The organism is Collinsella sp. OM04-5, from assembly GCF_003439125.1.
Classification (GTDB): domain Bacteria; phylum Actinomycetota; class Coriobacteriia; order Coriobacteriales; family Coriobacteriaceae; genus Collinsella.
Genome location: NZ_QSUU01000001.1, coordinates 116,940 through 142,867, shown reverse-complemented (window position 1 = coordinate 142,867; position 25,928 = coordinate 116,940). Strand labels below are relative to the sequence as shown.

Here is a 25,928-nt window from a genome sequence, read left to right as displayed (position 1 = left end):
GAGGTGCGGTTCCGGAAGAGCTCGGGCGATTAGTGCGGCTCGGCTGAGGCTGTCGCCAGCCTTGCACCTGCCGTCTATCGACCAGGTAGTCTACCTGGGCCCTTACCGGAAGGAGAACTAATCCCTGGAACGGCTTCCCGCTTAGATGCCTTCAGCGGTTATCCGCGCCGCACGCGGCTACCCGGCCGTGCCGTTGGTCGACAACCGGTTCACCGGAGGTGCGTCCACCCCGGTCCTCTCGTACTGGGGGCAGCCTCCATCGATTCTCCTGCGCCCACGGAGGATAGGGACCGAACTGTCTCACGACGTTCTGAACCCAGCTCGCGTACCGCTTTAAACGGCGAACAGCCGTACCCTTGGGACCTGCTCCAGCCCCAGGATGCGATGAGCCGACATCGAGGTGCCAAACCTTGCCGTCGATGTGGACTCTTGGGCAAGATCAGCCTGTTATCCCCGGAGTACCTTTTATCCGTTGAGCGACGGCCCACCCACTCGGGGCCGCCGGATCACTAGAGCCTGCTTTCGCACCTGCTCGGCTTGTGGGCCTCGCAGTCAAGCCCGCTTGTACTCTTGCATTCAAAAGGACGGTTGCCGACCGTCCCGAGCGGACCTTCGCGCGCCTCCGTTACCCTTTAGGAGGCGACCGCCCCAGTCAAACTGCCCGCCTGGCACGGTCCCCGAGCCGGTTGACGGCCTCGGGTTAGGACGCCGGTCGCGCGAGGGCAGTATTCCAAGGGCGGCTCCCCGGGGGCTGGCGCCTCCGGATCGATGCCTCCTGCCTATCCTCTACACGCGGGACCAGCGGCCAATGCCAAGCTGCAGTGAAGGTTCACGGGGTCTTTCCGTCCTTCCGCGGGTAAGTCGCATCTTCACGACCAGTGCAATTTCACCGGGTCCATGGTCGAGACAGCGCCCAAGTCGTTGCGCCTTTCGTGCAGGTCGGAACTTACCCGACAAGGAATTTCGCTACCTTAGGACCGTTATAGTTACGGCCGCCGTTTACCGGGGCTTGGCTTCGGGGCTTCGCGCGATGCGCTAACTCCTCCGCGTGACCTTCCGGCACCGGGCAGGCGTCAGACCCTATACGTCGCCTTGCGGCTTCTGCAGAGTCCTGTGTTTTTGGTAAACAGTCGCTTGGGCCTCTCCACTGCGGCCCGCCTCCGCTCCCGGAGCAAGTCCGTTCACGTACGCGCGGGCACCCCTTCTCCCGAAGTTACGGGGCCATTGTGCCGAGTTCCTTGACCATGGTTGACCCGATCGCCTCGGTATGTTCTACCCACCCACCTGTGTCGGTTTGCGGTACGGGCGCGCACGCGCCTGCCTAGGGGTTTTTCTAGGGACCTCGGGCTCACTCGCTTCGCTTGATCGCTTCGTCCGGAGCCTCGCCCTCGTGCGGACCGGATTTCCCTGGTCCGCGGGCCGCGCTCCATCACGGGGACGTCCAGAACCCCGCCGAGCCACCCCCATCCGTCGCCCCGTCGGTCGTAGCGCCGCGTGCGCGGTGCAGGAATGTCTGCCTGCTGCGCGTCGGCTACGCCTCCCGGCCTCGCCTTAGCCCCCGACTGACCCTGGGAGGATTAGCCTTGCCCAGGAAACCTCGGGTTCACGGCGGACGAGTTACTCTCTCGTCTCTCGCTACTCATGCCAGCATTCTCACTCCCATGCGCTCCACCGCCGGTCGCCCGGCGGCTTCACCGCCCATGGGAAGCTCCCCTACCGATTCTATAAAATAAAATCCCGCCGCTTCGGTGTCCAGCTTAGCCCCGTGTATTGTCGGCGCATGTCCACTCGACCAGTGAGCTGTTACGCACTCTTTGAATGCATGGCTGCTTCTAAGCCAACATCCTGGTTGTCTGGGCGGACGCACATCCTTTGCCACTCGGCTGGAACTTGGGGACCTTAGCGGGCGGTCCGGGCTGTTTCCCTCTCGAGCACACAGCTTAGCCCACATGCTCTGACTGCCGCGCTCTGGGCCGCCGGCATTCGGAGTTCGGTTGGATTCGGTAGGCGGCGAAGCCCCCTCGTCCATCCGGTGCTCTACCTCCGGCGGTGAACGCGCGACGCTAGCCCTAAAGCTATTTCGGGGAGAACGAGATATCTCCGGGTTTGATTGGCCTTTCACCCCTATCCGCAGGTCATCGCCGCCGTTTTCAACCGACGTGCGTTCGGCCCTCCACGGGGTCTTACCCCCGCTTCAGCCTGCCCACGGATAGCTCACCCGGCTTCGCGTCCGCGGCGCGGGACTCAAGTCGCCCTGTTAAGGCTCGCTTTCGCTCCGGCTCCCTTTCGGTTAACCTCGCCCCGCGCCAGCGACTCGCTGGCTCATTCTACAAAAGGCACGCCGTCACACCACAAGGGTGCTCCGACTGCTCGTGGGCGCACGGTTTCAGGTACTGTTTCACTCCCCTCCCGGGGTGCTTTTCACCTTTCCCTCACGGTACTGGTGCGCTATCGGTCACAGGGTAGTACTCAGGCTTGGATGGTGGTCCACCCAGGTTCGGACCGGGTTTCACGTGCCCGGCCCTACTCAGGGACCGCGTCGCGCCGTCCGGTCTGGGTTCGCGTACGGGGCTGTCACCCGCTGCGGCCGGCCCTCCCATGCCGTTCCGCTCCCCAGCCGGACCTGCGCCCGGGGGCGGCAGCCCCCGGATGCGCGGCCCTGCAACCCCGCCGGCGGAACCCCTGCCGGGTATGCCCGCTCGACGGTTTGGCCATCGGTCCCCTTTCGCTCGCCGCTACTCGGGGAGTCTCGAGATTGATTTCCTCTCCTCCGGGTACTTAGATGTTTCAGTTCCCCGGGTTGTCCTCCCCCCGCCTATGCGTTCAGCGGGGGGATATCCACACCTCTGTGGATGGGTTCGCCCATTCGGAGACCCCCGGGTCGAAGGATGTGTGCTCCTCGCCGGGGATTATCGCAGCTTGCCGCGTCCTTCATCGGCTCCCTGTGCCAAGGCATCCGCCGTGCGCCCGTGGTATCTTGCGGGACCGCATCGGGCCCGCGGGATATCCACGTGTCGCTAATTAAGTTAAATTAATCGATATCATGAATAGCGCTCGTATGTCGCAATTCGGGTATCTCATACCGCGGCACAGTAGTTGACTGTGCTCGCGATCAGATGCTCCTCACTCATATATAAGTGAATTCTTCTTGTTTGGATCGGATGAATGATTGCTATCATTCTGTCTGATAAATCGCAGAAAAGAATCGAGTCTGGAAGAATGATCTTCCATCTCTCTCCTATCGCTATGCGGCTCTCAAGGTACGCGGGTGCGACCCCGGGGACCGGGTGCTGCGGGGACTTCCCCCGGGCGACATCCACCGGACGGGCTCCTGCCCTCTATTCGAGTTAAGTTGATCTCTCTAGAAGATTTATCTCCCTAGAAAGGAGGTGATCCAGCCGCACCTTCCGGTACGGCTACCTTGTTACGACTTCACCCCCCTCACCCTCCACACCTTCGGCGCCTCCCCCCTCTCGGTTGGGCCGGCGACTTCGGGTGCAGACGACTCGGGTGGTGTGACGGGCGGTGTGTACAAGGCCCGGGAACGCATTCACCGCGGCATGCTGATCCGCGATTACTAGCAACTCCGACTTCATGGGGGCGGGTTGCAGCCCCCAATCCGAACTGGGGCCGGCTTTCCGGGATCCGCTCCCCCTCGCGGGGTGGCATCCCTCTGTACCGGCCATTGTAGCACGTGTGCAGCCCAGGGCATAAGGGGCATGATGACTTGACGTCGTCCCCGCCCTCCTCCGCCTTGACGGCGGCGGTCCCGCGTGGGTTCCCGGCATCACCCGATGGCAACACGCGGCGGGGGTTGCGCTCGTTGCGGGACTTAACCCAACATCTCACGACACGAGCTGACGACAGCCATGCACCACCTGTATGGGCTCCTCTCGGCCACGGGGTCTCCCCCGCTTCACCCATATGTCAAGCCCTGGTAAGGTTCTTCGCGTTGCTTCGAATTAAGCCACATGCTCCGCTGCTTGTGCGGGCCCCCGTCAATTCCTTTGAGTTTTAGCCTTGCGGCCGTACTCCCCAGGCGGGACGCTTAATGCGTTGGCTGCGGCACGGGGGGATCGTCCCCCCACACCTAGCGTCCATCGTTTACGGCTGGGACTACCAGGGTATCTAATCCTGTTCGCTCCCCCAGCTTTCGCGCCTCAGCGTCGGTCTCGGCCCAGAGGGCCGCCTTCGCCACCGGTGTTCCACCCGATATCTGCGCATTCCACCGCTACACCGGGTGTTCCACCCTCCCCTACCGGACCCAAGCCGCGGAGGTTCCGGGGGCTTCGGGGGGTTGAGCCCCCCGCTTCGACCCCCGGCCTGCCGGGCCGCCTACGCGCGCTTTACGCCCAATGAATCCGGATAACGCTCGCCCCCTACGTATTACCGCGGCTGCTGGCACGTAGTTAGCCGGGGCTTCTTCTGCAGGTACAGTCTTGACTCTTCCCTGCTGAAAGCGGTTTACGACCCGAAGGCCTCCGTCCCGCACGCGGCGTCGCTGCGTCAGGGTTCCCCCCATTGCGCAAGATTCCCCACTGCTGCCTCCCGTAGGAGTCTGGGCCGTGTCTCAGTCCCAATCTGGCCGGTCGGTCTCTCAACCCGGCTACCCGTTGTCGGCACGGTGGGCCGTCACCCCGCCGTCTACCTGATGGGCCGCGGAGCCATCCCCTCCCGTCGGGGCTTTAGCCGGGGTGCCATGCGGCACCCCGGGGTATCCGGTATTACCCGTCCTTTCGGGCGGCTATCCCGGGGGAGGGGGCAGGTTCTCCACGTGTTACTCAGCCGTTCGCCACTCGCTTCCCTCCGGAGAGGGGTGCCGTTCGACTTGCATGTGTTAGGCGCGCCGCCAGCGTTCATCCTGAGCCAGGATCGAACTCTCCGTCCAAATGTGTTGGGCTTCGAGCCCGTCCGGTCCTCTCAGTCATCGCTGATCGGTTCCGTTCGATTCATATGGTTTTAGTATAGGAAAAGGAATTTCTCGGGGCCGCCTCTCGGCGGCCTTGCGAAAAACAAATCCAAGTTAGACCATTTCAAATGGTTCGATGTCTGCCCGGATGCGACACATCTGGTGTGTCCATCCTCGCAGTATCCGGTTCTCAAGGTGCACGCCTGGCGGCTGATCCGGTCCGACCGGGCCGCGCGGCAAGGAGATATATTGCCAGACCGCGAAGCGATGTGGGACGTCAATTCCACTCTTCACAAGTCCTACACAATGTATCGCTTCCTATATAAGAAATAGAAAGGCTGGTGCAGAAATACTGCACGTATCAGATGATGACCCTTCGGTTTAGAGATATATAAAGATCGGTCACCTGTAACTGTCTATCTACCCGCGCTTTTGCTAAATAAACCAGCGCTTTAGATAAAAAGAGGGAGCGCCGCGCACAGCGCGACACTCCCCTAGCGATTCAAGAGAATCAATTAGGCCTCGAGAGCCTTCTTGGCGATGGTAGCCAGCTCGTTGAAGGACTCGATGTCCTCGTAAGCCATTTGAGCCAGGACCTTGCGGTCGAGCTCGATGCCGGCAACCTTCAGGCCGTGCATGAACTGAGAGTAAGAGATGTCGTTCAGGCGAGCAGCAGCGTTGATACGGGTGATCCAGAGAGAGCGGATCTCGCGCTTCTTGTTGCGGCGATCACGATACTGATACTGCAGGGAGTGCTGGACCTGCTCTTTAGCATGCTTGTAAGTACGCGAAGCGGCACCGTAGTAACCCTTCGCACGGTGCATAACGGTACGGCGCTTCTTCTTGGCGGCAACAGCGCGCTTAATACGTGCCATGTTCTATCAACTCCTAGACGGTAAAACGAAAAATGGGAACGCGAACTTAGGCGAGACGCGACTTGATGACCTTGCGGTCGGCAGCGGCAATCTCGGTCTCCTGACGGAAGCCACGCTTACGCTTGGTGGACTTCTTGCTCAGGATGTGGCTCTTGAAAGCCTTGGCGCGCATAAGCTTGCCGGTACCAGTCTTGCGGAAACGCTTCTTGGTGCCGCTGTGGGACTTCATCTTAGGCATGAAATACTCCTTAATCGGTTACAGAACACTAGTTACTTGGTATCGCTTGCCGCTTTATCCTCATCGAAGGCGCCCTTAATCGGGGCGAGCAGCATAAGCATGTTACGGCCTTCCATCTTAGGCTTGGACTCGACCGTAGCGTAAGGCTTGAGATCCTCGGCGAGACGCTCGAGAACGTTAAGACCCTGCTCCGGGTGAGCCATCTCACGGCCGCGGAACATGATGGTGATCTTAACGCGTGCGCCCTTCTTGAGGAAACGCAGAACGTGGCCCTTCTTGGTCTCGTAGTCGCCAACGTCGATCTTGGGTCGGAACTTCATTTCCTTGACCTCGACCTTGGACTGGTTCTTACGAGCGGCCTTGGCCTTCATGGCCTGCTGGTACTTGAACTTACCGTAGTCCATGACCTTGCAGACCGGCGGCTCCGCGTTGGGAGCGATCTCGACCAGGTCGAGACCCTGATCGTCGGCGACGCGCTGGGCATCGCGGATGGCGAACAGGCCGAGCTGAGAGCCATCGACGCCAATCAAACGGCACGAAGATGCAGTGATCTCGTCGTTGATGCGGGTGTCATCAGACTTAGCTATTTTCCCTACCTCCATTCATAAAAAAATAACCCGGCGCTTCTTTGCAACCAGGTCGTACACATAGACATCCTCGGTATGAGGAAGGGAATCTAAGTTGTATGACCAGTCAGCTGCTCATTGGCGCCAAAAGGTGGGAACCCTCAGGTTCCTCTTTAGGGCATTGCGGGAACAACGCCTTGCGAATAATAACACGTACCGCGCGTTATCACATTACGTACACGAAAAAGGGGGCCGCAACCCCCTTGAAGCGCAGGTGCATGTATGGTGCCCGAGGCGAGACTCGAAGGGCCTTCGCTTCGCGAAGCCCCGGGCTTCGGGCGCATGGCGCCCTCGCCACGCTCCGCTACAAACAGGCCACGGGCCTGTTTGCTTAACGCTCCGCGCGCTCACGCGAGTTCGGCACGAAAAAGGGGGTCTTAACCCCCTTGAACGCTCAGCTGCATGTATGGTGCCCGAGGCGAGACTCGAACTCGCACGTTGTTGCCAACGGTGGATTTTGAGTCCACTGCGTCTGCCAATTCCGCCACTCGGGCACGTAATGCGTGAGTTAGTTTATCACAGCTTTCTGTTGATTAGTCCGAAAATGGAACTTCGAGCATTTCGATGAGTTCGACCGAACGGAGCATCTCACGCTGGCGGCACCCGCGTCCGTTAACCGAGGCTTCGCCCATCTGGTTGTCGTAGGGATCCTCGCGCATGCCGTCGAAAGCAGGCACAAACTCAGCCTGGAATCGATCGTTGGCCACCATACGCCACGGGTCGAGATTGCCAAAGTAGTGACGACGACGCCACTCCTCCCCCATCCTGCGTGCGGAGGAACCAAACGATACGTCGGCGTTAAGCCAACCGGTCTGGGGTGTATAGAACTCGGCCCAGTCGTGCGGTCCCACCGAATCGGGCGCAACATACAGGCCGCTCTGCCAACGGGCAGGAACGCCCGCGATGCGGCACATGGTGATAAACGTGAGCGCCATAACGCCGCAATCGCCGCGGAGCGAGTGTGCGCAGTCGTCGGCAATAGATCCCAAAAGCAGGTACGGTGGCTGATAGCGATAGTCGATATGCTGTGTCAGGTAATCATAGATAGCACGGGCGCGATCGAGCGGATCCTCGAGCCCGTCAACGACATGTTCGGTCAGTTGTTGTAAATATGGCGTGAACTCAATGTGCGGACGGTCCTCGGAGGTGTCCTCGGGCAGCGGCGCGTCCATACACGGATGCGCCGGAAGCGCACCCCCATAGATATCGCGATAAGCGGCATCGATTTGATAGCGATAGGTCACTGAGAACGAGCGATCAGTCAAGGAGACCCACGAGGCAGTACGCGCCGAGGCGCTCGCAGGAGCAACGGCCCCCTCCGGCGTCATATCAAGCATCTCGACCTGAGATTGCTGGCGGCAGGCGGCGGCAACGGGAAGCCACGCGCGAACAGTCTCTCCCTCCAAAGCACCGGGGACAGACACGCATGCCTTAAGCGTGATGGCGCGAGACAGCCCGCCCCGCGACTCCATCTCCTCGAGCATCTGGTTGCGCAGCGCAATTCCATCCGTAGAATCGGGACGCAGACCCGGGACCTCCTTGGGGTACACGCGAAGTGAATCGAGGAAGTTATCGAGAACAAACAGCTCGCCATCGATAAAGCGCCAGTCAATACGCTTACGATTAATCAGGTCATCGAACTGCTCTTCGGTAAACTCAGGCCACTCCTCGCGAATCATCGCAATGGCCCGATCACGCGACACCGAAAAATGAAGCGGCGTCTCGAGCATGCGATACCGCTCTGCACGAACACAAGCAGCCAGCGAAGGCTCAGGGTTCTGCTCCAAAAGGCGATCGCAGGCAGCAACAGCCTGCGTCAAATATCCGGCATCCTTAAGACGAAGAATCTCAGGCGTTAGCCCAATATCGAGATGGCGAAAATCATCACAGCAAACATCGACAGAGCAACCAACAGGGCCCTCGTCAATAACCTTCTCATCCGAAGGCAGTACATCAATAACAGCCATACCAAACTCCAAGTCATTAGAACTCTTGAAGCACATTGTAGCGAGATAAAAAAGAAAGCCCCAATAAAGGAGCTCTCAACACCGATAAACGGTACCTCTAAAAATGAATTCAGACTTGTAAGCCTGCGGCGTTAAACGAAGGAAGCCCCGTCCCCCGGAACCGTTTCCTTGGCGCGACTTCTGGCGAAGCCAGTAGCCATTTTAATTCAGCCCAGTAACCCTGTAGCGAGTTAACAAAGGAGGCCCCGTTTCCCCGGAGCTGATTCCGTCGCGCGACTTCTGGCAAAGCCAGGTGAGCGCGAGGGAAACAGCGTAGGGGAAACGGGGCCTCCGGCGGGAAGTTAAACCGCTACTTACGCCTTGTTGACGGAGCCAAACTCCTCCATGAGCTCCTTGGTGCGGGCAACGATGTTGTCGCGACCAGGCTTGAGGAGCTTGCGGGGGTCAAAGCCCTTGCCCTGCTGATCCTTGCCAGCCTCGATGTACTCGCGGACGCCCTTGGCGAAGACGAGCTGCAGGTCAGTGTTGACGTTGATCTTGGAGATGCCCAGGGAGATGGCCTTCTTGATCTGATCCTCGGGGATGCCGGTGCCACCGTGCAGAACGAGGGGCAGGTCACCGGTCTGGGCCTTAATCTCGCCCAGACGCTCGAAGGAAAGACCAGCCCAGTCGGCGGGGTACACGCCGTGGATGTTGCCGATGCCGCAGGCGAGGAAGTCGACGCCCAGGTCAGCGATCTGCTTGCACTCAGCAGGATCAGCGAGCTCGCCGCTGGAGGTCACGCCGTCCTCGGTGCCGCCGATGCCACCGACCTCGGCCTCGATGGACATGCCCTTGGAGTGGGCAAGCTCAACGAGCTCCTTGGTGCGGTCGAGGTTAAGCTGGAAGGTCTCCTCGTGAGAGCCGTCATACATGATGGACGTGAAGCCGGCCTCGATGCACTTGAAGCAGTCTTCGTAAGAACCGTGATCGAGGTGAAGGGCGACGGGAACGGTAACGCCCGTGGCCTCGACGGCAGCCTTGACCATGTCGGCGCAGACCTTGAAACCGCCCATCCACTTAGCGGCACCAGCGGTGCACTGAAGGATCAGCGGAGACTTGGCCTCCTCGGCGGCCTGGAGAATAGCCAGGGTCCACTCGAGGTTGTTGGTGTTGAAGGCACCAAGACCGTACTTGCCGGCCTCGGCCTTCTTGAGCATGTCTGCTGCGTTGACGAGCATAAAAGAAACCTCCTGTAAGGTTGCTCCGATAACGCCTGAGATTTTACCACGGCGCACCCGAGCATAAACGTTCGTTTGTTCACGAATATCGTCCAAACAGACTTTTTTGACCGTTTGCCCTACGAAATCGACCCGTTGGGGAAAAATAGCTTGACGTTTGGACGCTTCTCGTGCTTCAAAAGCCGACTATTAAGCTACATCTGCATGAAAGGGCTCTGCATGAGCTCGCGTGCCATGGTGGTCGAATCGCCATGGCCGGTTAGGCAAACGGTATCGGGCGGGAGAAGCTGGGCGAGCTTGGAGAGCGAGCGCAGGATCGCCGCCTCGTCTCCTCCAGAAAGATCGGTGCGGCCATGCCCACCCGGGAATAGCGTGTCGCCCACAAAGGCAATGTTCCCCTGCTCAGTGGCGGCGAACAGAACGATGCCGCCCGGTGTGTGCCCGGGCACCTCAATTACCTGCAGGCAAATGTCGCCCAGCTCAATGGTGTCGCCCTCGGCAAGCAGCCGCGTCGGCTCACCTGGATCGGGCGTCTCGATGCCCCACATCGCTCGCTGCTCCTCGATATTCGCATGCGGCACTGCTGCGTCCTTGCCACACAGCTCGTACAGGACGTCGGCGCCAACGGCGGCCCGAACTCCAGCGACACCGCCAACATGGTCGGCGTGACCGTGCGTGCAAACGGCGCCGAGCGCCTGCACATCGGGGTGTTCGGCTCGAATATGCTCCACCAAGCGCTCGCCTTCCCATGCGGGGTCGATAATCACGCACTCATTGTCCGAAATGACAGCATAGCTATTGGTCTGAATGGGACCGTTTACGAGCGTCTCGATCTCGACCGATCCCTTGGGAGTTAAATCCAAGGACACAGCACTCATGTCCCTCTCCTCTCTATAGAACTCGAGGCATCAAACGATGCCTCGAGTGTAGCGAATATCGATAATATGGCACGTTCGTCGCGACTAAACGCGGCGCTTAAGCTGGGCTCCACCCTCGCCGGGCATCAAGCGACGCGCGTCGTAGACCGAGTCAACGCTGCTGATAGAGGCCAGCAGCGGATCCAGACCACTCGCGTCCGAGATCTCGACCATAAAGCGCAGGGTTGCAATACCCTCGCGGTTGGTCGACGTGGCGGCAGAAAGGATATTGCCACCCGCATCGCCAATGGCAATGGTGACATCCTTGAGCAGGCCCATGCGGTCCAGGCACTCGACCACGATCTCGACCTGGAAGAGGGTGTCGGCAGCGCCGTCCCATTCCACATCGATCATGCGCTCGGGATGCTCCATAAGACCCTTGACGTTGGGGCAGTTGGCGCGATGCACCGAAACGCCACGACCGCGCGTGATGAAGCCGACGATGTCGTCGCCCGTCACGGGGTTGCAGCAATGGGCCAGACGGACCAGCAGGCCGCTGTTGCTCTCGCCCTTGACGATAATGCCGTTGCTGGCGCTCTTGCCGCGCTTTTGCGGCTTGCGGTTGGAGCCGCGGGCAGGCTGCTTGACGACCTCGGCGATAGCCTCGGCCTTGGTGAGCTGTTCCTCGGGTTTGGGGTCCAAGATTTGCTCGACCTTATTGCCAACGGCACGTGGGGCGACTTTGCCCGCACCAACGGCGGCAAACAGGTCCTCGAGCTGCTTATAGTTAAACTGCTCCGCCACGGCGTTGAGCGCACGCGTGGATCGTGGCGTAGAGATGCCATATCCGCGCTTGCGCAGGTCCTTAGCCAGTATATCGCGGCCGGCGGCAGCGTCGTCGTCCTTGGTCGCGGCGGCGAAGTAACGGCGGATCTTTGACTTGGCGGAAGGTGTCTTAACGATCTTGAGCCAATCACGCGACGGCTTGGAACTCTTGTTGGTCAGAATCTCGACACGGTCGCCCGTCTTGATCTCGTGCGTGAGCGGGGCCACCGCACCGTTGATCTTAGCGCCGACGCAGTGGTTTCCCACCTCGGTGTGAACGGCGTAGGCAAAGTCGAGCGGCGTGGAGCCGGCACGAAGCGCCATGACCTCGCCCTTGGGCGTAAAGACGAAAATCTCCTGATCGAAGAGGTCGACCTTCAGCGAATGCAGGTATTCCTTGGCGTCGGTGATCTCATCAGACGCAGCCCAATCGAGCGAATGTTTGAGCCAGTTAATCTGGTCATCCAGACGCTGGGCATCATTGGTCTTAGACGCAGACGATCCGCCCGATTTCTTATACAGCCAGTGGGCGGCAATGCCGTACTCGGCCTGCTCATGCATCTCGTAGGTTCGAATCTGAATCTCGAGCGGACGAGCCGTGGGTCCGATAACCGTCGTGTGAAGCGATTGGTAGTTATTGACCTTGGGCATGGCGATATAGTCTTTAAAGCGACCGGGCATGGGGTGCCACAGCGTATGCACCGCACCGAGCGTGGAATAGCAATCGCGCACCGAATGGGTGATGACGCGCAGCGCCACCAGGTCGTAAATCTCGGAGAACTCCTTGCCCTTGCGCTTCATCTTTTGATAGATAGACCAATAGTGCTTGGAACGGCCGTTGATCTGAAAGCCCTCCAGGCCAATGCGGTTGAGCTCATCGGTGAGCGTCTTGATAGTCTCGGCCAGATAGCGCTCGCGAACCTCGCGCGACTCGGCTACCATGCGCGAGATGCGCTGGTAGGCATCGGGCTCCAGGTAAAAGAAGGACAGGTCCTCGAGTTCCCACTTGATAGAGCTCATGCCCAGACGGTCGGCCAAGGGCGCGTATACGTCCATGGTCTCGCGGGCCTTAAACAGGCGACGGTCCTCGCGAAGGGCCGCCAGCGTACGCATGTTATGCAGGCGGTCGGCAAGCTTGACGATAATGACGCGGATGTCCTTGGACATGGCAAGGAACATCTTGCGCAGCGTGAGGGCCTGCTTCTCGTCCATGCTGTCGACTTCGATGTTGGTGAGCTTGGTCACGCCATCGACGAGCTCGGCCACCGTATCGCCAAACAGGCCGGAAACATCGGCAAGCGAGGTCTCGGTATCCTCGACGGTATCGTGCAACAGCGCGGCGCACACCACATCGCAGTCCATCTTGAGATCGGCCAAAATGATGGCCACCTCGACGGGATGGTTGATGTACATCTCACCCGAGCGGCGCTTTTGGTTGCAGTGCTTCTCGGCAGCAAAGCAATAGGCCTGCTCCACCTTAGAGAAGTCGTCCTCATTCATATATTTGAGGCACAGGCGCTCTAGCTTGTCGTAGCTGTCCGCCATAATCTCGGGCGGCAGCTCATCGGCATGCTTATAGTGCTCCATCTCCGAAAACGGCTGGAGGGTGGAATCATGGGCGGTACGGGCTGCGGCATCCATCGAGGTCCCCTTCCCCTAGGCCCGCGGTACGATCGGGCGGTTAACTTTGGCTAGCATATCAGAAGCGCACGAATCGAGCGCCCAGCTCCGGAAAGCCGAGAACTCCATGCGCGAGCGCAAGCCCTCCAAATAGCGAATTGACCTGCTCAATTGCACGCGGCCAGGGTTTTCGGCCATCGCGATGCGACGCGTATCGTCAAACCCCGAAACGCGACAGAAACCGAGCTCTTCGAAGATTCCCAGGCCGCTTTCCACCGAGCGCTCGTCGACCGGCGTGCGAGCATCGATGGCAAGGCACATCTGCGCAATGTCGATATCGCTTGCGCAGAATGAATCGTCCCCCGTCTTGCCACGGTTGGAGCGCCACATGGTCTGCAGCGCTCGATAGAGCGTGACAAGCTCATCGCGCTCGGGCGCGTAACAGTCGAGTAGGCGCTCGTTAATGCGAGCGTCACGCGACGAATAGAGCAGGTGAATCACGGCAGGTTGGCCGTCGCGACCGGCGCGTCCGCTCATCTGGTTGAACTCGATGGCGCCAAAGGGCATGTGGTAGAGCACGACATGGCGGATATCGGGCAAGTTCACGCCCTCACCAAAGGCAGAGGTCGAAACGATGCAACTGAGGTTTCCGTCACGAAACGCTTCCTCTACGCGGCGGCGATCGGAACGCGCGAGCCCGGCGTTATAGAACGCGATATGGGTCGCACAGTCTGGCACGCGTTTGCGCAACGTCTTGGCGAGCGCCACGGACTGGTCGCGCGAATTGACGTAAATGACGGTCTTCTCCCCCGTCGCCACGATCGACACCAAACGATTCTCGCGGCTCGCAAGGTCGCGGTCGTCCTCGAGCTGCAGGTTCTCGCGCACCGTCTCGTCGACCACCGTGCGAGTAATCGGCAGCATGCGGGCAAGCTCGGCCACGACCGGAGCCGTCGCGGTGGCCGTCGCAGCCATAACAACCGGGTCGCCCAGGGCTTTGAGGATATCGGGCATGTCGAGATAGGCGCTGCGGTCGCCGCCCTTGGCAAGGCCGGCGTGGTGCGCCTCATCGATAACGACAAAGCCGATGCGGCCCGAACGCGCGAAGCGGTCACGGTGGATAGATAGGAACTCGGGCGTCGTGAGCACGATACCGGTGCGGCCCGAAGCTAGGCCGGCGAACACATCATCGCGTGCGGCCTCCACGGTCTCGCCGGTCAGCACGCCAACGCCAATGCCAAGCGCTGCCATCGTCGACGAGAGGTGATAGGCCTGGTCGGCAACAAGCGCACGCAGCGGATAGACAAAGATGCTCGCACGTCCGCGAAGGACAGCCTCGCGCGCAGCATGTACATGGAAGATGAGAGACTTGCCGCGGCCCGTTCCCATAACGGCCAAGACGCTCTGGTGGTCGGCCAAGGCATCGAGCGCCTCAACCTGCGCGCGGTGCGGCTGGTTCGATCCGATAAAGCTATGGATAAGCGAGCGCGTGAGCTCGGTATAGGAAAGCTGGGCGAGCGTCTCGCGCTTACGCGACTCCAGGCGCAGGCCGGAATCCGCCGGCTGCACGCCACGACGAAGCTCGCATGCCGGATCGTCGACGCTGGGCAGCGTGGTATCGCGGACCAGAACATCCTTGATCATGAGCTTGGGCTTCACACGCCCCTGCCAATGCTCGGCAACGGCCTCGAACACCAAGTCGACAGCGCTATCGCAGTTGATGAGCTTATCGATTTGCGGCACGCGGAACATAATGGCCGGCACACTCGCGGCGCCATCGGTCGCCACAAAGCGCATGTGCTCGCCGGTTTTGCCCACCACGGCGCGGTCGCACATCGTCACGCCCTCGGCAGCCAGCAGCGGCACCTTGTTGCCCTGGCCAAACGGCTCAAGACGGGAGATCTGCTCGATGGTCTCGATATTCAGCTCGGAAAGGTCGACGGTGGCGGCGACCTCGTCGGTGTCTTCAAAGTCCTCGGCGGGAAGCTCCGATAGCACGGCGGAAAGGCGGCGGCGGAACTCATCGAGCTTGGATGCCTCGATGGTCACACCCACCGCACCGGCATGTCCGCCGCGACGAATCAGCAGGTCGGAACAACGCTCGACGGCGTCGAACAGGTTGACCTTGCCCACCGAGCGACCCGATCCGCGCGCAACGCCGTCCTCAATCGAGAAGAGCAGCGCCGGCACGTGATAACGGTTGGTCAGGCGGCTCGCTACGATACCCTTGACGCCCTCGTGCCAGCCCTCGCCACCCACGACGATTGCGCGACCGCCGTCATAGGTCTCCTCGACCTTTGCCATGGCGTCGCGTGTGAGCTCCGCCTCGATCTCGCGGCGCTGACGGTTGATTTCCTCGAGCTCGGCTGCCAGTGCACTTGCCTCGATAGGATCGCGGGCAAGCAGCAGGTCGAGCGCCAGCTTGGGATCAGCCATGCGGCCGGCAGCATTCAGACGAGGGATGAGCGAAAACGACAGGCCGTCGGCCGTAATGGTAGAAAGGTCGGCCTTGGCAAGTGCGGCAAGCGCGATATAGCCGGGACGGGCCGTCACGCGCATCTGTTGGATGCCCTCGGCGACCAGTGCGCGATTCTCGGGCGTGAGCGGCATCATGTCGGACACGGTGCCCAGCGCCGCGACCTCGATCAGCGAACGCCAATACGACGGCTTGCCCAAACGCTCGCCCAGGACCTGCACCAGCTTGAGCGCCACACCGGCACCGGCAAGCTCGCGCGAGGGACCCTCGTCCTCGAGCTTGGGGTCGGTCAGGGGCACGCCCTGCGGCACCTGGTCGGACGGCTCGTGATGGTCCGTGACCACCAAATCGATCCCCAGGCTCTCCAGATAGGAGACCTCCTCCTTGGCGGCAATGCCGTTATCGACGGTCACGATCAGGTTGGGTTGGGCGAGCTCGTTGACGCGGTCGAGCGCCGCACGCGACAGGCCGTAGCCCTCGTCAAAGCGATGCGGAATAAACGGCGTGACGTTGGCGCCAAACGAACGTAGCGCCTCGGTCAACAGACAAGTCGACGTAATGCCGTCGACGTCAAAATCGCCAAAGACCGCGATGTGCTCGTGGTTGCGAATAGCGCGCTCGACGCGGTCGGCAACGACCGCCATGCCCGGAATAATGAGTGGGTCGGCCCAGTCGCGATCGAGCGAAGGCGTCAAAAACAGCTGGCCTTCCTCGATGGATGTTATGCCGTGCGCAACCATAATGCGCGCCACCAGCCCGGGTATGCCCAGGCCAGCCGAAAGCTCCTTTTCGAGCTCGGGGTTTTGCCGAGCGACTGCCCAGCGATGCGTCGTCTTAAGCGATGACATAGGCGCCCACCCCCGATAGGGGCAGGTCGCCGCGATACCTCTCACGGTTCATAGCGATGAGTCCTCTGTGTATACCCGCTTCGGCAGGCAGATCTGTTGAACGGATTTATTATACCGTGCAGCGCGGACGCACAACGTCCAGCACGCCGCGGTTTCGATAAACGAGGGCGGTAATACCCTCGAAATAATCGAGCGTTTCTGACGCACGGACGCATGCGAGCGTCTAGCATATCCATTCAAAACGGATTCACGAGCAAAGGGAGTCACAAGAGCATATGAAGCAATGGGTTGGACTGGGCAAGTTTCTTGCGGGGCACATGCAGGTCATCGTTCCGATTTGCGTGACGCTCGGCGTGCTCTTTCCCCGGCAGATCGGCGTGCTCAAGCCCATCGTTCCCGCCCTGTTTGCCTTTATGACGTTCCAAGGTGCGCTCAGCAACACCTTTCACCAGGTGGCCGAGGTGTTCCGCCGTCCCCTACATTTGATTTTGGCGTTATTTGTCTCGGCCGTGCTCATCCCCATCGCGGCGTATGCCATGAGCTCACTGTTCTTTGGTTCCAACCCAAACCTTGTCTGCGGCATCGCGCTCGAGTACAGCGTACCCGTGGCAGTCACCGCCTTTATGTGGATTAGCATGTTCGGCGGCAACGGCCCGCTCGCGCTCACCATCATCCTGACGTCCTCGGTCATCTCGCCCGTGACGATTCCGCTCACGCTGAAGCTCCTGCTGGGTGCCACCGTCGCAATCGATGTTCCGGGCATGATGCAGAACACGGCCTTTATGATCGCCATCCCTGCCGTGTTCGGCATCGTGATCAACGAGCTCACGCGCGGATGGGGACATGAGAAACTCTCCCCCGCGCTTTCGCCCGCCTGCAAGTTCATGATGATGGGGGTCATCGCGTCCAACTCCACCGCCATGAGCGAGTACGTGTTGCACATGAATGTTGAGCGCTTGGAAGTCGCCCTCTTTATTTTGGTCTTCGCCATCAGCGGCTTTGTCGTCGGTTTTCTGGTCGCCCGTGCGTTGCACCTGCCGTATAGCGAGACGACCACCATGTGCTTTACCTGCGGCATGCGTAACATCTCTTCGGGCGCCGTCATCGCCACGCAGTACTTTCCAGGCGAAGTCGTGTTTCCCGTCATGTGCGGAACGCTGTTTCAGCAGGTGCTCGCCTCGGTTATCGGACATCTCTTTGAGCGACTGACCGGCGAGGAGCGCGCCGCCCAACGCAAGCGCGTCGAGGCCGGCCGCGACGCCATGGGACGCTAGACCGTCCGCGTTACGCGGGTGTTAGTCTTGCTATACGAGCGTTTCCAGATGCGCACGCAGGCGATCAGCATCGATATCGAGCGTGGTCTCGGCATTAACCTGGGCCAAACGATAGCCGACAAAGTAGGGCGAAACCACCCAACGCGGAAGCGCCTTGGCAATGGTCCGGCCGTCCATGTGGTAGAAGAACAAGTTGTACGACTCCGCGCGGCCGCCGTGGTGCTCGTGCAGGATATAGCGCAGGGCCACCTGAATCGCATCGGCAAACAGGTCCGCTTCGGCTTGGTCGCGGGCGTCGTCGCTGGCGGCGATTCCCTGTGGAGCCGAGACGTTGACCTCAAAGAATCCCATAATCGGTTCGGTTGAGATGTTGACCGAGATTCTCCCCTGCTGCCAGACAGCGATGCCTTCAAAGTTGGCTAAGGTCAGCGCCGCATAGCCGTCCTCCTGTTCCAAGCCCACAATCTGCATGTGTGGATGGACGAGGCTGCCGCCCGAAAGCGGACCTTTGTTCTTATACATGAGTACACTGCGGTACTGCTGGGAATCGATCATCTGCTGCCAACAGCCCAGAGCAAACCGCATCACATGGTGGAGTTCATCCGGCTCATAGGTCACCAAGTCGGCATCGTGATCTGCCGATTCAATCAACACGGTTTGACGGGTGGCGCGCAAGGTCTTGAACCTATTCTCGAGCCAGATGCAGTCACCATCGCGCTGGATGATGTTGGCGAGCCCCTCCGTGTCACAAAAGGGGCACGCGGTGCCAGGGCGACGATTATCGTCGGGCTTACCGCTCGCCTGCTGGACGTCAAATACCAGCGCCACGGGTTATACCTCCAGCGGCACGATCTTGGTGCCATGGAGTTCGGAGACGCCCAGTGCCGCCGCCACGGTATCGCGATTGGCCGTGGAAATGCCGCCACCGGGAAGAATGGTCAGGCGGTCGCCCGCATACTCGACAAGACGCGACAGGTGCTCCAGGTTGTCCTCGATCGGCGTTCCGGCAGCACCACCATGCGTCAGGATGCGCGTGATGCCGCAGTCGGCGAGTGTGTCAATGGCATCGAGCTGAGCCTCGAGCGAGAGCTGGTCAAAGGCCATGTGGAAGGTGATATCGATGACCCCGCGCTTGCACTCCTCGGTCGCGCAGCCCGTAGCCATCACGAGGGCGCCGAGGGTGAGCTCGTCGAGCGCCCAGCCGCCGGCACAGGGCTTGCAGCAGCCAAAGACCAGGCCGTCAACGCCGGCGCTCACGGCAAGACCCAAGTCCATCTCCATCATGCGCAGCTCGTCCTGATTGTAGTGAAAGTCACCGCCACGCGGGCGAATCATGCACATCACTCGCGCGTCATGCTCGTGAGCATAGCTGACCGTAGTGCTGATAACGCCGGCCGAGGGCGTAGTGCCACCAACGGCAAGGTTGTCGCACAACTCGATGCGCTTAGCACCGGCATCGATAGCCGCCGGCACACGCTCAAAGTTCTCGGCACAAAACTCGTACAGCATAGATAGACCCCCAAAGACAGCAGATGTTTTCCGACGGGCATTGTCACACACCCCCATGAAGTTGCGGTGGAATAAGGACTCTTTTGACCTCTGAGGCTCCCATTTAGTCCCTATTCCACCGCAACTTAAAGGGAATAGTCGTTGGCATCTGCCACAACGTCGATGTTTTGGCAACGACAGCGAAAACCCGCCAGAGCGAGCAAGGTGCCTTGAAACGAGGCGGCATTGACCTTCTGGTCATGCCGCCGAAGTTGAAAGGCAGATTGCCGCTCTGGCGGGCTTGCAGCGTCGAGCCGTTACGCGGTTTGGTAAAACCGCGTAACTAGTTAACCGCCCAGGTAGGCTTTACGCACGTTATCGTCGTGCAGGAGCTCTTGGCCGGTGCCGGTCATGGTGATCTTGCCGGTCTCGAGCACGTAGCCACGCGTGGCGATCGAGAGCGCCATCTGCGCGTTCTGCTCGACCAGAAGCACCGTGGTGCCGGCCTTGTGCAGGTCCTCGACAATCTGGAAGATCTGCTCAATCAGAATCGGCGCCAGGCCCATGGAAGGCTCGTCAAGCATGAGCAGTTTGGGGTTACTCATAAGGGCGCGCCCCATAACGAGCATCTGCTGCTCGCCGCCTGAAAGGGTGCCGGCGACCTGGCGACGACGTTCCTTCAGGCGCGGGAACTGCTCGTAGACGCGCTCCAGGCCCGGAGCCACCGTGGACTTGGGCTGCGTATAGGCACCCATCTCCAGGTTCTCCTCGACCGTCATCTGCAAAAAGGCGCGACGTCCCTCGGGAACCTGAGCCAGGCCCTTACCAACCAGCTTATCAGCGGGCGTATGGGTAATGTCCTCGCCCATAAACTTGATGGAGCCGGTCTTAGAGCGCAGCAGGCCCGAGACCGTCTTGAGCGTTGTGGACTTGCCGGCACCGTTCGCACCGATCAGGGCCACGATCTCGCCCTCGTTGACGTTAAAGGAGATGTCCTTGATGGCGTGGATGGCGCCGTACCAGACGTTGATGTTGTAGACGGAAAGCATCGGCTCTGCCATTTAGTTCTCCCCCTTATCCTGCTTGCCCAGATATGCCTCGATAACGGCATCGTTGTTCTGGATTTCCTCGGCCGTGCCCTTGGCGATAACCTTACCAAAGTTGAGCACGCAGATGCCCTCGCAGATGTTCATGACGAGCGACATATCATGCTCGATAAGCATGATGGCAATGCCAAAGGTGTCGCGAATCTTGACGATGTTCTCCATGAGCTCGGCGGTCTCGGACGGGTTCATGCCGGCGGCAGGCTCGTCGAGCAGCAGCAGCTTGGGGTTGGTGGCAAGCGCGCGGACGATCTCCAGGCGGCGCTGAGCGCCGTAAGGCAGCGAGCCGGCCTGTTCGCTTGCCAGATGCTCCATATCAAAGATGGACAGCAGCTCCATGGCACGCTCATGGGCGGCCTTCTCGTGCTTCCAGTACGTCGGCAGGCGCAGCACGCCCTCAAAACCGGAATAGCGCTCCTGGTTGTGCAGACCGACCTTGACGTTGTCCTCCACCGTCATGGTGTTGAACAGGCGGATGTTTTGGAACGTACGGGCGATGCCCATGCGGTTGACCTGATAGACCGACTTGCCCGAGGTGTCCTCACCGTCGAGCAGGATGGTGCCGTGCGTGGGCTGGTACACCTTGGTGAGCAGGTTGAAGACCGTGGTCTTACCGGCACCATTGGGGCCAATCAGGCCGGCGATCTCGGTCTTGCCGATAGTCAGGCTAAAGTCGTCGACTGCCTTAAGGCCACCGAACTCAATGCCCAGGTGGATGCACTCGAGCGCCGGGCGCTGGCCCAGATCGCGATCGGGAACGATGGCGCCAGAAGGATACGGGACCATCTTGCCCTTGTTGAACTCAAATTTACTGGGCATCGGCTGCCACCTCCTTCTTGGAAGCAAAACGGTCCTTGACGCGACCGAAGAACGCTTTAAGCTGCGGGTTGTTGGTAAAGATCATGACCAGGATCAGCACGATGGCATAGATGAGCATGCGGTAGTCCGAGAACTGACGGAGCAGCTCGGGAAGTACCGTGAGCAACGCCGCTGCGATGACGGAGCCGCGCATATTGCCCAGACCGCCCAAGACCACGAACACCAGAATCAGAATCGACGTGTTGAAGTCGAACTTAGTGGCGGAGAGCTGCGAGAAGTTGCCGCCGAAGAGGGCTCCGGCAGCGCCGGCGAGAGCGGCGGAAACCACGAAGGCGATCATGCGGTACTCGGTGACGGAGATGCCCACGGACTCGGCTGCAATCTTGTTATCGCGCACGGCCATGATGGCACGGCCGGTACGGCTGCGCACCAGGTTGAGCACGATCACGAGTGCGACCATGACCAAGATGGCACCGGCAAGGAAGGTCGAGTACGTCGACACGCCCGAGGCGCCCTGGGCGCCCTTGATGATGGCGGTGCCGTCCTCGAGCAGGTGCAGGTCGTCGATCGTGGAGTTGCCCGTGATGTTAAAGATCACATGCAGGCCGTGGGAGTCGACGCCCACGATAAGGCAGGTGACGATCTCTTTGATAATCTCGCCAAAGGCCAGCGTCACGATAGCCAGGTAATCGCCGCTCAGGCGAAGGACCGGGATGCCGATCAAGAAGCCCAGGATGGCGGCAGCGATGGCGCCGACCACGATGCTGATGACAAGACGTATCGGATCGGAGGGAACGGCGCTCTCGAGGGCGACCGCGGTAACGATGCCTGTATAGGCGCCGACGCTCATAAAGCCCGCGTGGCCCAGCGACAAGTCGCCCGCGATGCCGACGACGAGGTTAAGGGAGATAGCCATGACGATATAGGCCGTGATGGGAACCAGCTGACCGGCGATCATGCGCGGAATCATGTGGTTAGACTGCATAAAGAACACGATGGCGAACGCCACAAGGCACATGGCGTACGTAACAAAGTCGTGACGCGTCTGCTTGTCTTTAAGAAACTTCATAACGCTCACCTACACCTTCTCGGGGACGTACTTGCCCAAGAGGCCGGCAGGCTTGACGAGCAGGACGATGATCAAAACACCAAAGACGATGGAGTTGGCAAGGCTCGTGGAAATATAAGCCTGTGCCATCGCCTCGATGATACCGATGAGAATGCCACCGACAAAGGCACCGGGGATGGAGCCGATGCCACCGAAGACAGCGGCATCGAAGGCCTTGATGCCAGGCATGGCACCCGTCGTGGGCTGCAGCACCGGCGAGTAGGAGCACAGCAGCACGCCGGCGATGGCGGCAAGGGCGGAGCCGATGGCGAACGTCATCGAGATGGTGCGGTTGACGTTGATGCCCATGAGCTGAGCGGCGGCCTTGTCCTCGGACACGGCGCGCATGGCTTTGCCCATCTTGGTCTTGCCTGTAAAGAACATCAGGCCGGCCATGATAACCAGGCAGGCGACGATGGTGACGAGCGAGACGGCGCTTACGTTGAACTTGGCCAAGAACTCCGGCACCTGGAAGGTGACGAGCGAAGTGAAGTTCTTGGGCGTGGCGCCCCACAGAAGCTGCGCGGCGTTCTGCAGGAAGTAAGACACGCCGATGGCCGTGATCAGAACGGCCAGAGGGCCTGCTTGGCGCAGCGGCTTGTATGCCAGACCCTCGATGAGAACACCGAGAACCGTGCAGACCACACAAGAGAGAATTACAGATGCCCAGCCCGGGAGGCCGAGATACGACGTGGCGCAGAACGAGACATAGGCACCGACCATGATGACGTCGCCGTGAGCGAAGTTCAGCATCTTGGCGATACCGTAGACCATGGTGTAGCCCAACGCGATGATGGCGTAGACGCTGCCCATGGACAGGCCGTTGACCAGGTATTGGATAAAGACTGTCATGTTCCACATCCCCCTTTCGAATAGGTTTCCAGTTGATGTATGAAACAGGGACGTTACATCGTCCCTAGATACCAAGCAAGCAGGGAAGGCCAAAACCTCCCCTGCTTGGGATCAAAACCGCTCTATGTAAGGCGGCCTATTAGGCCTGTACGTACTTGCCGTCGGTGATGACGTACGCCGTGGGCTCCTTCTGGACCTGACCCTTATCGTTCCAGGTGAGCTTGCCGGTCAGACCGTCAACGGTAATCTTGAGCATAGCCTTGGACAGCTTCTCGGCGACCTCGGTCGGGTCGGCGTCGACACCAAGACCGGCCTCCTTGAGGGCCTCGGCCACCGCGTGCACACCGTCGTAGGCGTCAGCGGCAAACTGGTCGGGGGTATCGCCGTACTTATCCTTGTAAGCGTTGACGAAGTCGGCGTTCTTCTCGTCGTCGGCAGAGAACGGGGTCATGAGCAGCAGACCCTCGGCAAGAGAGGTGTCGAAGCCCTCAACGCCCAGGATGCCGTCCATGCCGTCGCAGCCCATCATCTTGACGTCGTAGCCCATGTCCTTGGCGTTCTTGAGCAGGACGGAGGCCGGGGTGTAGTAGATCGGCGCAAAGATCATGGTGGCGCCGGCCTGCTTGGCCTTGGTCAGCTGGTTGGTAAAGCTCGTGGCGGAGTCGTCCTTAAAGGTCTCCTCGTCGACAATCTCGAGCTTGGACTCAGCAGCCTGAACCTTAAAGGCATCCGCGACACCCGAAGAATAGGCGTCGCCGGAGTTATAGAACAGCACGAACTTCTCGTCCGCATACTTCTGCGCCAGGAACTTGGCAGCGTTGACGCCCTGGTTGGGGTCGGTGAAGCAAACCTGGAAGACGCAATCCTTGCCGTCGGTGACGTCCTCGGAGGACGCGGACGGGGTGATCATGAACGTCTTGGGGTCGTTACCACACTCGGCGGCAACGGCAACCGACGCGCCCGTGGTGGTCGGGCCGACGAGGGCCTGCATGCCCCAGTCGAGCAGGGTGTTGAAGGCGTTGACGGCCTTCTCGCCATCGGCCTGGTCATCCTCGGCCTTGCTGGCAAGCGGCAGCTCCTTGGTGGAGAAGTCCTTGCAGCCAAGCTCGACGCCCTGGGTAACAGACTTGCCGTAGGACGCGTTGGCGCCGGTCAGCGGGCCGATGGTGCCGATCTTAAACGAAGCGTCGCCCGAAGCGGAACCACTGTCGCCGCCGTTGGAGGAGCAGCCCGCTAGAATGGACATCGCCCCCAGACCTGCTGCGCTCGCGATAACGCTCCTGCGATTCATAACAGGGTTCAATGACTTACCGGTGAGGCTCGACATGCGGCTCTCCTCTCAAATCTCGTCGGGTTTTGGTTGCCCGACAGGCCATCCTTCGCCGTGTTCGGCGTTCGCAAAATAGTAGACGCTTTAGTTAGGAAAAGTGGCGATTATTTCAACTTTTCTTTGGATTTGTTCATTTATCCATATTTCTGCGTATTTCTATTTTTTTATGCAGTAATGCCACTTTATTGTGTAAAAGTAATGTTTCCATTCTGTTACAGGCGACCCCGCCCTGAATAAAACTGCCTCATCGGTTGCGCTTTATGCACACTTAGGCAGCGATGTACTTGCCGTCCTGAATCACATAGGCCGTAGCAGGCTTTTCGACTTGGCCCTCGTCGTTCCACGTGAGCTCGCCCGTCAGGCCCTCGATCTTGATTTTACGCATGGCCTTGGCGAGGTCGCCGGCAATGTCGGCGCCGTCGGCCGTAATATCGATGTCTGCCTTATCGATAGCCTCGACAATCGCATGGACGCAGTCATAGGCATCGGCGGCAAACTGGTTGGGCGTCTCGTCGTAGGCGTCCTTATATGCCTTGACGAAGTCGGCGTTCTTCTCATCGTCGGCAGAGAACGGGGTCATGAGCAGCACGCCCTCGGCAAGGGAGGTGTCGAAGCCCTCAACGGAGAGCAGGCCGTCCATGCCGTCGGTACCCATGAGGGTCATGTCGTATCCCATGTCCTTGGCGTTCTTGAGCAAAACGGACGCCGGCGTGTAGTAGATCGGCGCAAAGATGAGCGTGGCGCCGGCCTCCTTGGCCTTGGTGAGCTGGTTGGTAAAGCTCGTGGAGGAGTCGTCCTTAAAGGTCTCGGCATCGACGATATCAAGTTTGGACTCCTTGGCCTGCTCGGCAAAGGCATCGGCAACACCCGAGCTGTACGTATCGCCGGAGTTGTAGAACAGGGCGATCTTGGCGTCTGCATACTTCTCGGCCAAAAACTTGGCAGCACTCGCGCCCATGGTGGGGTCGGTAAAGCAAACCTGGAAAACCGTGGTCTTGTCCTTGGTGACGTCGAGGGACGAAGCAGAGGGCGTGACCATGAGCATATCGTCGGCGATCTCGCCCGAGACAGCGACGGCGGCACCAGTCGTGACGGGGCCGACGAGCGCCTGCATGCCCCAGTCGCACAGGGTATTGAAGGCGTTGATAGCCTTCTCGCCGTCGGCGACGTCATCCTCGGACTTAAGCGAGAGTTTGAGGTCCTTGGTCGAGAAATCCTTGGCGGCAAGCTTGGCACCCTTCTCGGCCGAAACGCCATAGGTTGCCGCGGCGCCGGTCAGAGGGCCGATAACGCCAATCTTGAAGGTCTTGCCGTCATCGGCGGTGCCGCCGTCCGAGCCACCCGACGAGCAACCAGCGAGTGCGGCGGTGCTGCCGAGCGCCGCAGCGCCGGCGAGAAAGTTCCTACGGCTGAGCGTGCTGTTGATGTTGAACATGGTGTCCCCTTTTTCGCTGGCCGCGGTGCGGCCGTCTTGCGGTACAGGGCAAACCTTA

Annotated in this window: 17 protein-coding genes, 1 tRNA gene and 2 rRNA genes; 1 reads left to right on the top strand and 19 read right to left on the bottom strand. The window is 60.1% G+C overall.

The window, feature by feature from the left end; translation table 11 throughout:
• Nucleotides 1–9 precede the first annotated feature (9 nt).
• The 11 genes from DXB53_RS00605 to recJ all read right to left on the bottom strand — a co-directional run bounded on the left by DXB53_RS00605 (nucleotide 10) and on the right by recJ (nucleotide 16,461).
• Nucleotides 10–2,983: ribosomal RNA gene (locus tag DXB53_RS00605) — 23S ribosomal RNA — on the bottom strand.
• 399 nt (nucleotides 2,984–3,382) lie between these two features.
• Nucleotides 3,383–4,888 (bottom strand): 16S ribosomal RNA (locus DXB53_RS00595).
• The 16S and 23S rRNA genes sit together here, the layout of an rRNA operon.
• Nucleotides 4,889–5,424: 536 nt before the next feature.
• Nucleotides 5,425–5,784: a 50S ribosomal protein L20 gene (gene rplT / locus DXB53_RS00590; RefSeq protein WP_006234421.1), complete on the bottom strand. Its 360-nt coding sequence runs from the start codon at nucleotides 5,782–5,784 to the stop codon at nucleotides 5,425–5,427.
• Nucleotides 5,785–5,830: 46 nt separating this feature from the next.
• Nucleotides 5,831–6,022 carry a 50S ribosomal protein L35 gene (rpmI, locus tag DXB53_RS00585; RefSeq protein WP_006234422.1) on the bottom strand — a complete coding sequence of 64 codons (192 nt, stop codon included), beginning with the start codon at nucleotides 6,020–6,022 and terminating at the stop codon, nucleotides 5,831–5,833.
• Nucleotides 6,023–6,054: 32 nt separating this feature from the next.
• Nucleotides 6,055–6,624, bottom strand: a complete 570-nt coding sequence (gene infC / locus DXB53_RS00580; protein WP_006234423.1) for a translation initiation factor IF-3 — start codon at nucleotides 6,622–6,624, stop codon at nucleotides 6,055–6,057.
• A gap of 431 nt (nucleotides 6,625–7,055) precedes the next feature.
• Nucleotides 7,056–7,142: transfer RNA gene (locus tag DXB53_RS00575), tRNA-Leu, on the bottom strand.
• A 39-nt stretch (nucleotides 7,143–7,181) separates the two neighbouring features.
• On the bottom strand, nucleotides 7,182–8,615 hold the full coding sequence (locus DXB53_RS00570) for a transglutaminase-like domain-containing protein (RefSeq protein WP_117582921.1): 1,434 nt from the start codon (nucleotides 8,613–8,615) through the stop codon (nucleotides 7,182–7,184).
• Between the two features lie 353 nt (nucleotides 8,616–8,968).
• Entirely contained in the window at nucleotides 8,969–9,835 is an 867-nt protein-coding gene (gene fba / locus DXB53_RS00565) for a class II fructose-1,6-bisphosphate aldolase (RefSeq protein ID WP_035137086.1), read from the bottom strand.
• 194 nt (nucleotides 9,836–10,029) lie between these two features.
• Nucleotides 10,030–10,713 carry an MBL fold metallo-hydrolase gene (locus DXB53_RS00560; RefSeq protein ID WP_117582920.1) on the bottom strand — a complete coding sequence of 228 codons (684 nt, stop codon included), beginning with the start codon at nucleotides 10,711–10,713 and terminating at the stop codon, nucleotides 10,030–10,032.
• An 84-nt stretch (nucleotides 10,714–10,797) separates the two neighbouring features.
• Nucleotides 10,798–13,158 (bottom strand): bifunctional (p)ppGpp synthetase/guanosine-3',5'-bis(diphosphate) 3'-pyrophosphohydrolase, encoded by a 2,361-nt coding sequence (locus DXB53_RS00555; RefSeq protein ID WP_117582919.1) that lies wholly within the window; start codon nucleotides 13,156–13,158, stop codon nucleotides 10,798–10,800.
• Nucleotides 13,159–13,173: 15 nt separating this feature from the next.
• Complete coding sequence (gene recJ, locus DXB53_RS00550) at nucleotides 13,174–16,461, bottom strand: single-stranded-DNA-specific exonuclease RecJ (RefSeq protein ID WP_117582918.1); 3,288 nt, start codon at nucleotides 16,459–16,461, stop codon at nucleotides 13,174–13,176.
• A 275-nt stretch (nucleotides 16,462–16,736) separates the two neighbouring features.
• Here recJ and DXB53_RS00545 point away from each other — a divergent pair, with 275 nt between their 5' ends.
• Complete coding sequence (locus DXB53_RS00545) at nucleotides 16,737–17,735, top strand: bile acid:sodium symporter family protein (protein ID WP_117582917.1); 999 nt, start codon at nucleotides 16,737–16,739, stop codon at nucleotides 17,733–17,735.
• A 30-nt stretch (nucleotides 17,736–17,765) separates the two neighbouring features.
• Here the strand turns inward: DXB53_RS00545 and DXB53_RS00540 are convergent, their stop codons facing one another.
• From DXB53_RS00540 to DXB53_RS00505, 8 genes are all read right to left on the bottom strand, one after another.
• Nucleotides 17,766–18,563, bottom strand: coding sequence for a DUF4931 domain-containing protein (locus tag DXB53_RS00540; RefSeq protein ID WP_117582916.1), 798 nt, complete (start codon nucleotides 18,561–18,563; stop codon nucleotides 17,766–17,768).
• A 3-nt stretch (nucleotides 18,564–18,566) separates the two neighbouring features.
• Nucleotides 18,567–19,244 carry a copper homeostasis protein CutC gene (locus DXB53_RS00535; protein ID WP_117582915.1) on the bottom strand — a complete coding sequence of 226 codons (678 nt, stop codon included), beginning with the start codon at nucleotides 19,242–19,244 and terminating at the stop codon, nucleotides 18,567–18,569.
• Nucleotides 19,245–19,570: 326 nt separating this feature from the next.
• Complete coding sequence (locus DXB53_RS00530; protein WP_035137222.1) at nucleotides 19,571–20,272, bottom strand: ABC transporter ATP-binding protein; 702 nt, start codon at nucleotides 20,270–20,272, stop codon at nucleotides 19,571–19,573.
• A 12-nt stretch (nucleotides 20,273–20,284) separates the two neighbouring features.
• Entirely contained in the window at nucleotides 20,285–21,145 is an 861-nt protein-coding gene (locus DXB53_RS00525; RefSeq protein WP_117582914.1) for an ABC transporter ATP-binding protein, read from the bottom strand.
• On the bottom strand, nucleotides 21,135–22,214 hold the full coding sequence (locus DXB53_RS00520) for a branched-chain amino acid ABC transporter permease (RefSeq protein WP_117582913.1): 1,080 nt from the start codon (nucleotides 22,212–22,214) through the stop codon (nucleotides 21,135–21,137). Before DXB53_RS00520 ends, DXB53_RS00525 begins: the two co-directional genes overlap by 11 nt.
• Before the next feature lie 9 nt (nucleotides 22,215–22,223).
• Nucleotides 22,224–23,105 (bottom strand): branched-chain amino acid ABC transporter permease, encoded by an 882-nt coding sequence (locus tag DXB53_RS00515; RefSeq protein WP_117582912.1) that lies wholly within the window; start codon nucleotides 23,103–23,105, stop codon nucleotides 22,224–22,226.
• Between the two features lie 139 nt (nucleotides 23,106–23,244).
• Nucleotides 23,245–24,432, bottom strand: a complete 1,188-nt coding sequence (locus tag DXB53_RS00510; RefSeq protein WP_117582911.1) for an ABC transporter substrate-binding protein — start codon at nucleotides 24,430–24,432, stop codon at nucleotides 23,245–23,247.
• Between the two features lie 271 nt (nucleotides 24,433–24,703).
• Nucleotides 24,704–25,870: an ABC transporter substrate-binding protein gene (locus DXB53_RS00505; RefSeq protein WP_117582910.1), complete on the bottom strand. Its 1,167-nt coding sequence runs from the start codon at nucleotides 25,868–25,870 to the stop codon at nucleotides 24,704–24,706.
• Nucleotides 25,871–25,928: the final 58 nt, after the last annotated feature.

Excerpts from the sequence above, each read along its gene's own strand:
- DXB53_RS00560 (WP_117582920.1), bottom strand. The coding sequence starts at position 10,713 with ATGAGTGCTGTGTCCTTGGATTTAACTCCCAAGGGATCGGTCGAGATC.
- DXB53_RS00515 (WP_117582912.1), bottom strand. The coding sequence starts at position 23,105 with ATGACAGTCTTTATCCAATACCTGGTCAACGGCCTGTCCATGGGCAGC.
- fba (WP_035137086.1), bottom strand. The coding sequence starts at position 9,835 with ATGCTCGTCAACGCAGCAGACATGCTCAAGAAGGCCGAGGCCGGCAAG.
- DXB53_RS00525 (WP_117582914.1), bottom strand. The coding sequence starts at position 21,145 with ATGCCCAGTAAATTTGAGTTCAACAAGGGCAAGATGGTCCCGTATCCT.
- DXB53_RS00505 (WP_117582910.1), bottom strand. The coding sequence starts at position 25,870 with ATGTTCAACATCAACAGCACGCTCAGCCGTAGGAACTTTCTCGCCGGC.
- DXB53_RS00510 (WP_117582911.1), bottom strand. The coding sequence starts at position 24,432 with ATGTCGAGCCTCACCGGTAAGTCATTGAACCCTGTTATGAATCGCAGG.
- DXB53_RS00545 (WP_117582917.1), top strand. The coding sequence starts at position 16,737 with ATGAAGCAATGGGTTGGACTGGGCAAGTTTCTTGCGGGGCACATGCAG.
- DXB53_RS00520 (WP_117582913.1), bottom strand. The coding sequence starts at position 22,214 with ATGAAGTTTCTTAAAGACAAGCAGACGCGTCACGACTTTGTTACGTAC.
- DXB53_RS00555 (WP_117582919.1), bottom strand. The coding sequence starts at position 13,158 with ATGGATGCCGCAGCCCGTACCGCCCATGATTCCACCCTCCAGCCGTTT.
- DXB53_RS00530 (WP_035137222.1), bottom strand. The coding sequence starts at position 20,272 with ATGCTTTCCGTCTACAACATCAACGTCTGGTACGGCGCCATCCACGCC.
- infC (WP_006234423.1), bottom strand. The coding sequence starts at position 6,624 with ATGGAGGTAGGGAAAATAGCTAAGTCTGATGACACCCGCATCAACGAC.
- recJ (WP_117582918.1), bottom strand. The coding sequence starts at position 16,461 with ATGTCATCGCTTAAGACGACGCATCGCTGGGCAGTCGCTCGGCAAAAC.
- rplT (WP_006234421.1), bottom strand. The coding sequence starts at position 5,784 with ATGGCACGTATTAAGCGCGCTGTTGCCGCCAAGAAGAAGCGCCGTACC.
- DXB53_RS00535 (WP_117582915.1), bottom strand. The coding sequence starts at position 19,244 with ATGCTGTACGAGTTTTGTGCCGAGAACTTTGAGCGTGTGCCGGCGGCT.
- DXB53_RS00570 (WP_117582921.1), bottom strand. The coding sequence starts at position 8,615 with ATGGCTGTTATTGATGTACTGCCTTCGGATGAGAAGGTTATTGACGAG.
- rpmI (WP_006234422.1), bottom strand. The coding sequence starts at position 6,022 with ATGCCTAAGATGAAGTCCCACAGCGGCACCAAGAAGCGTTTCCGCAAG.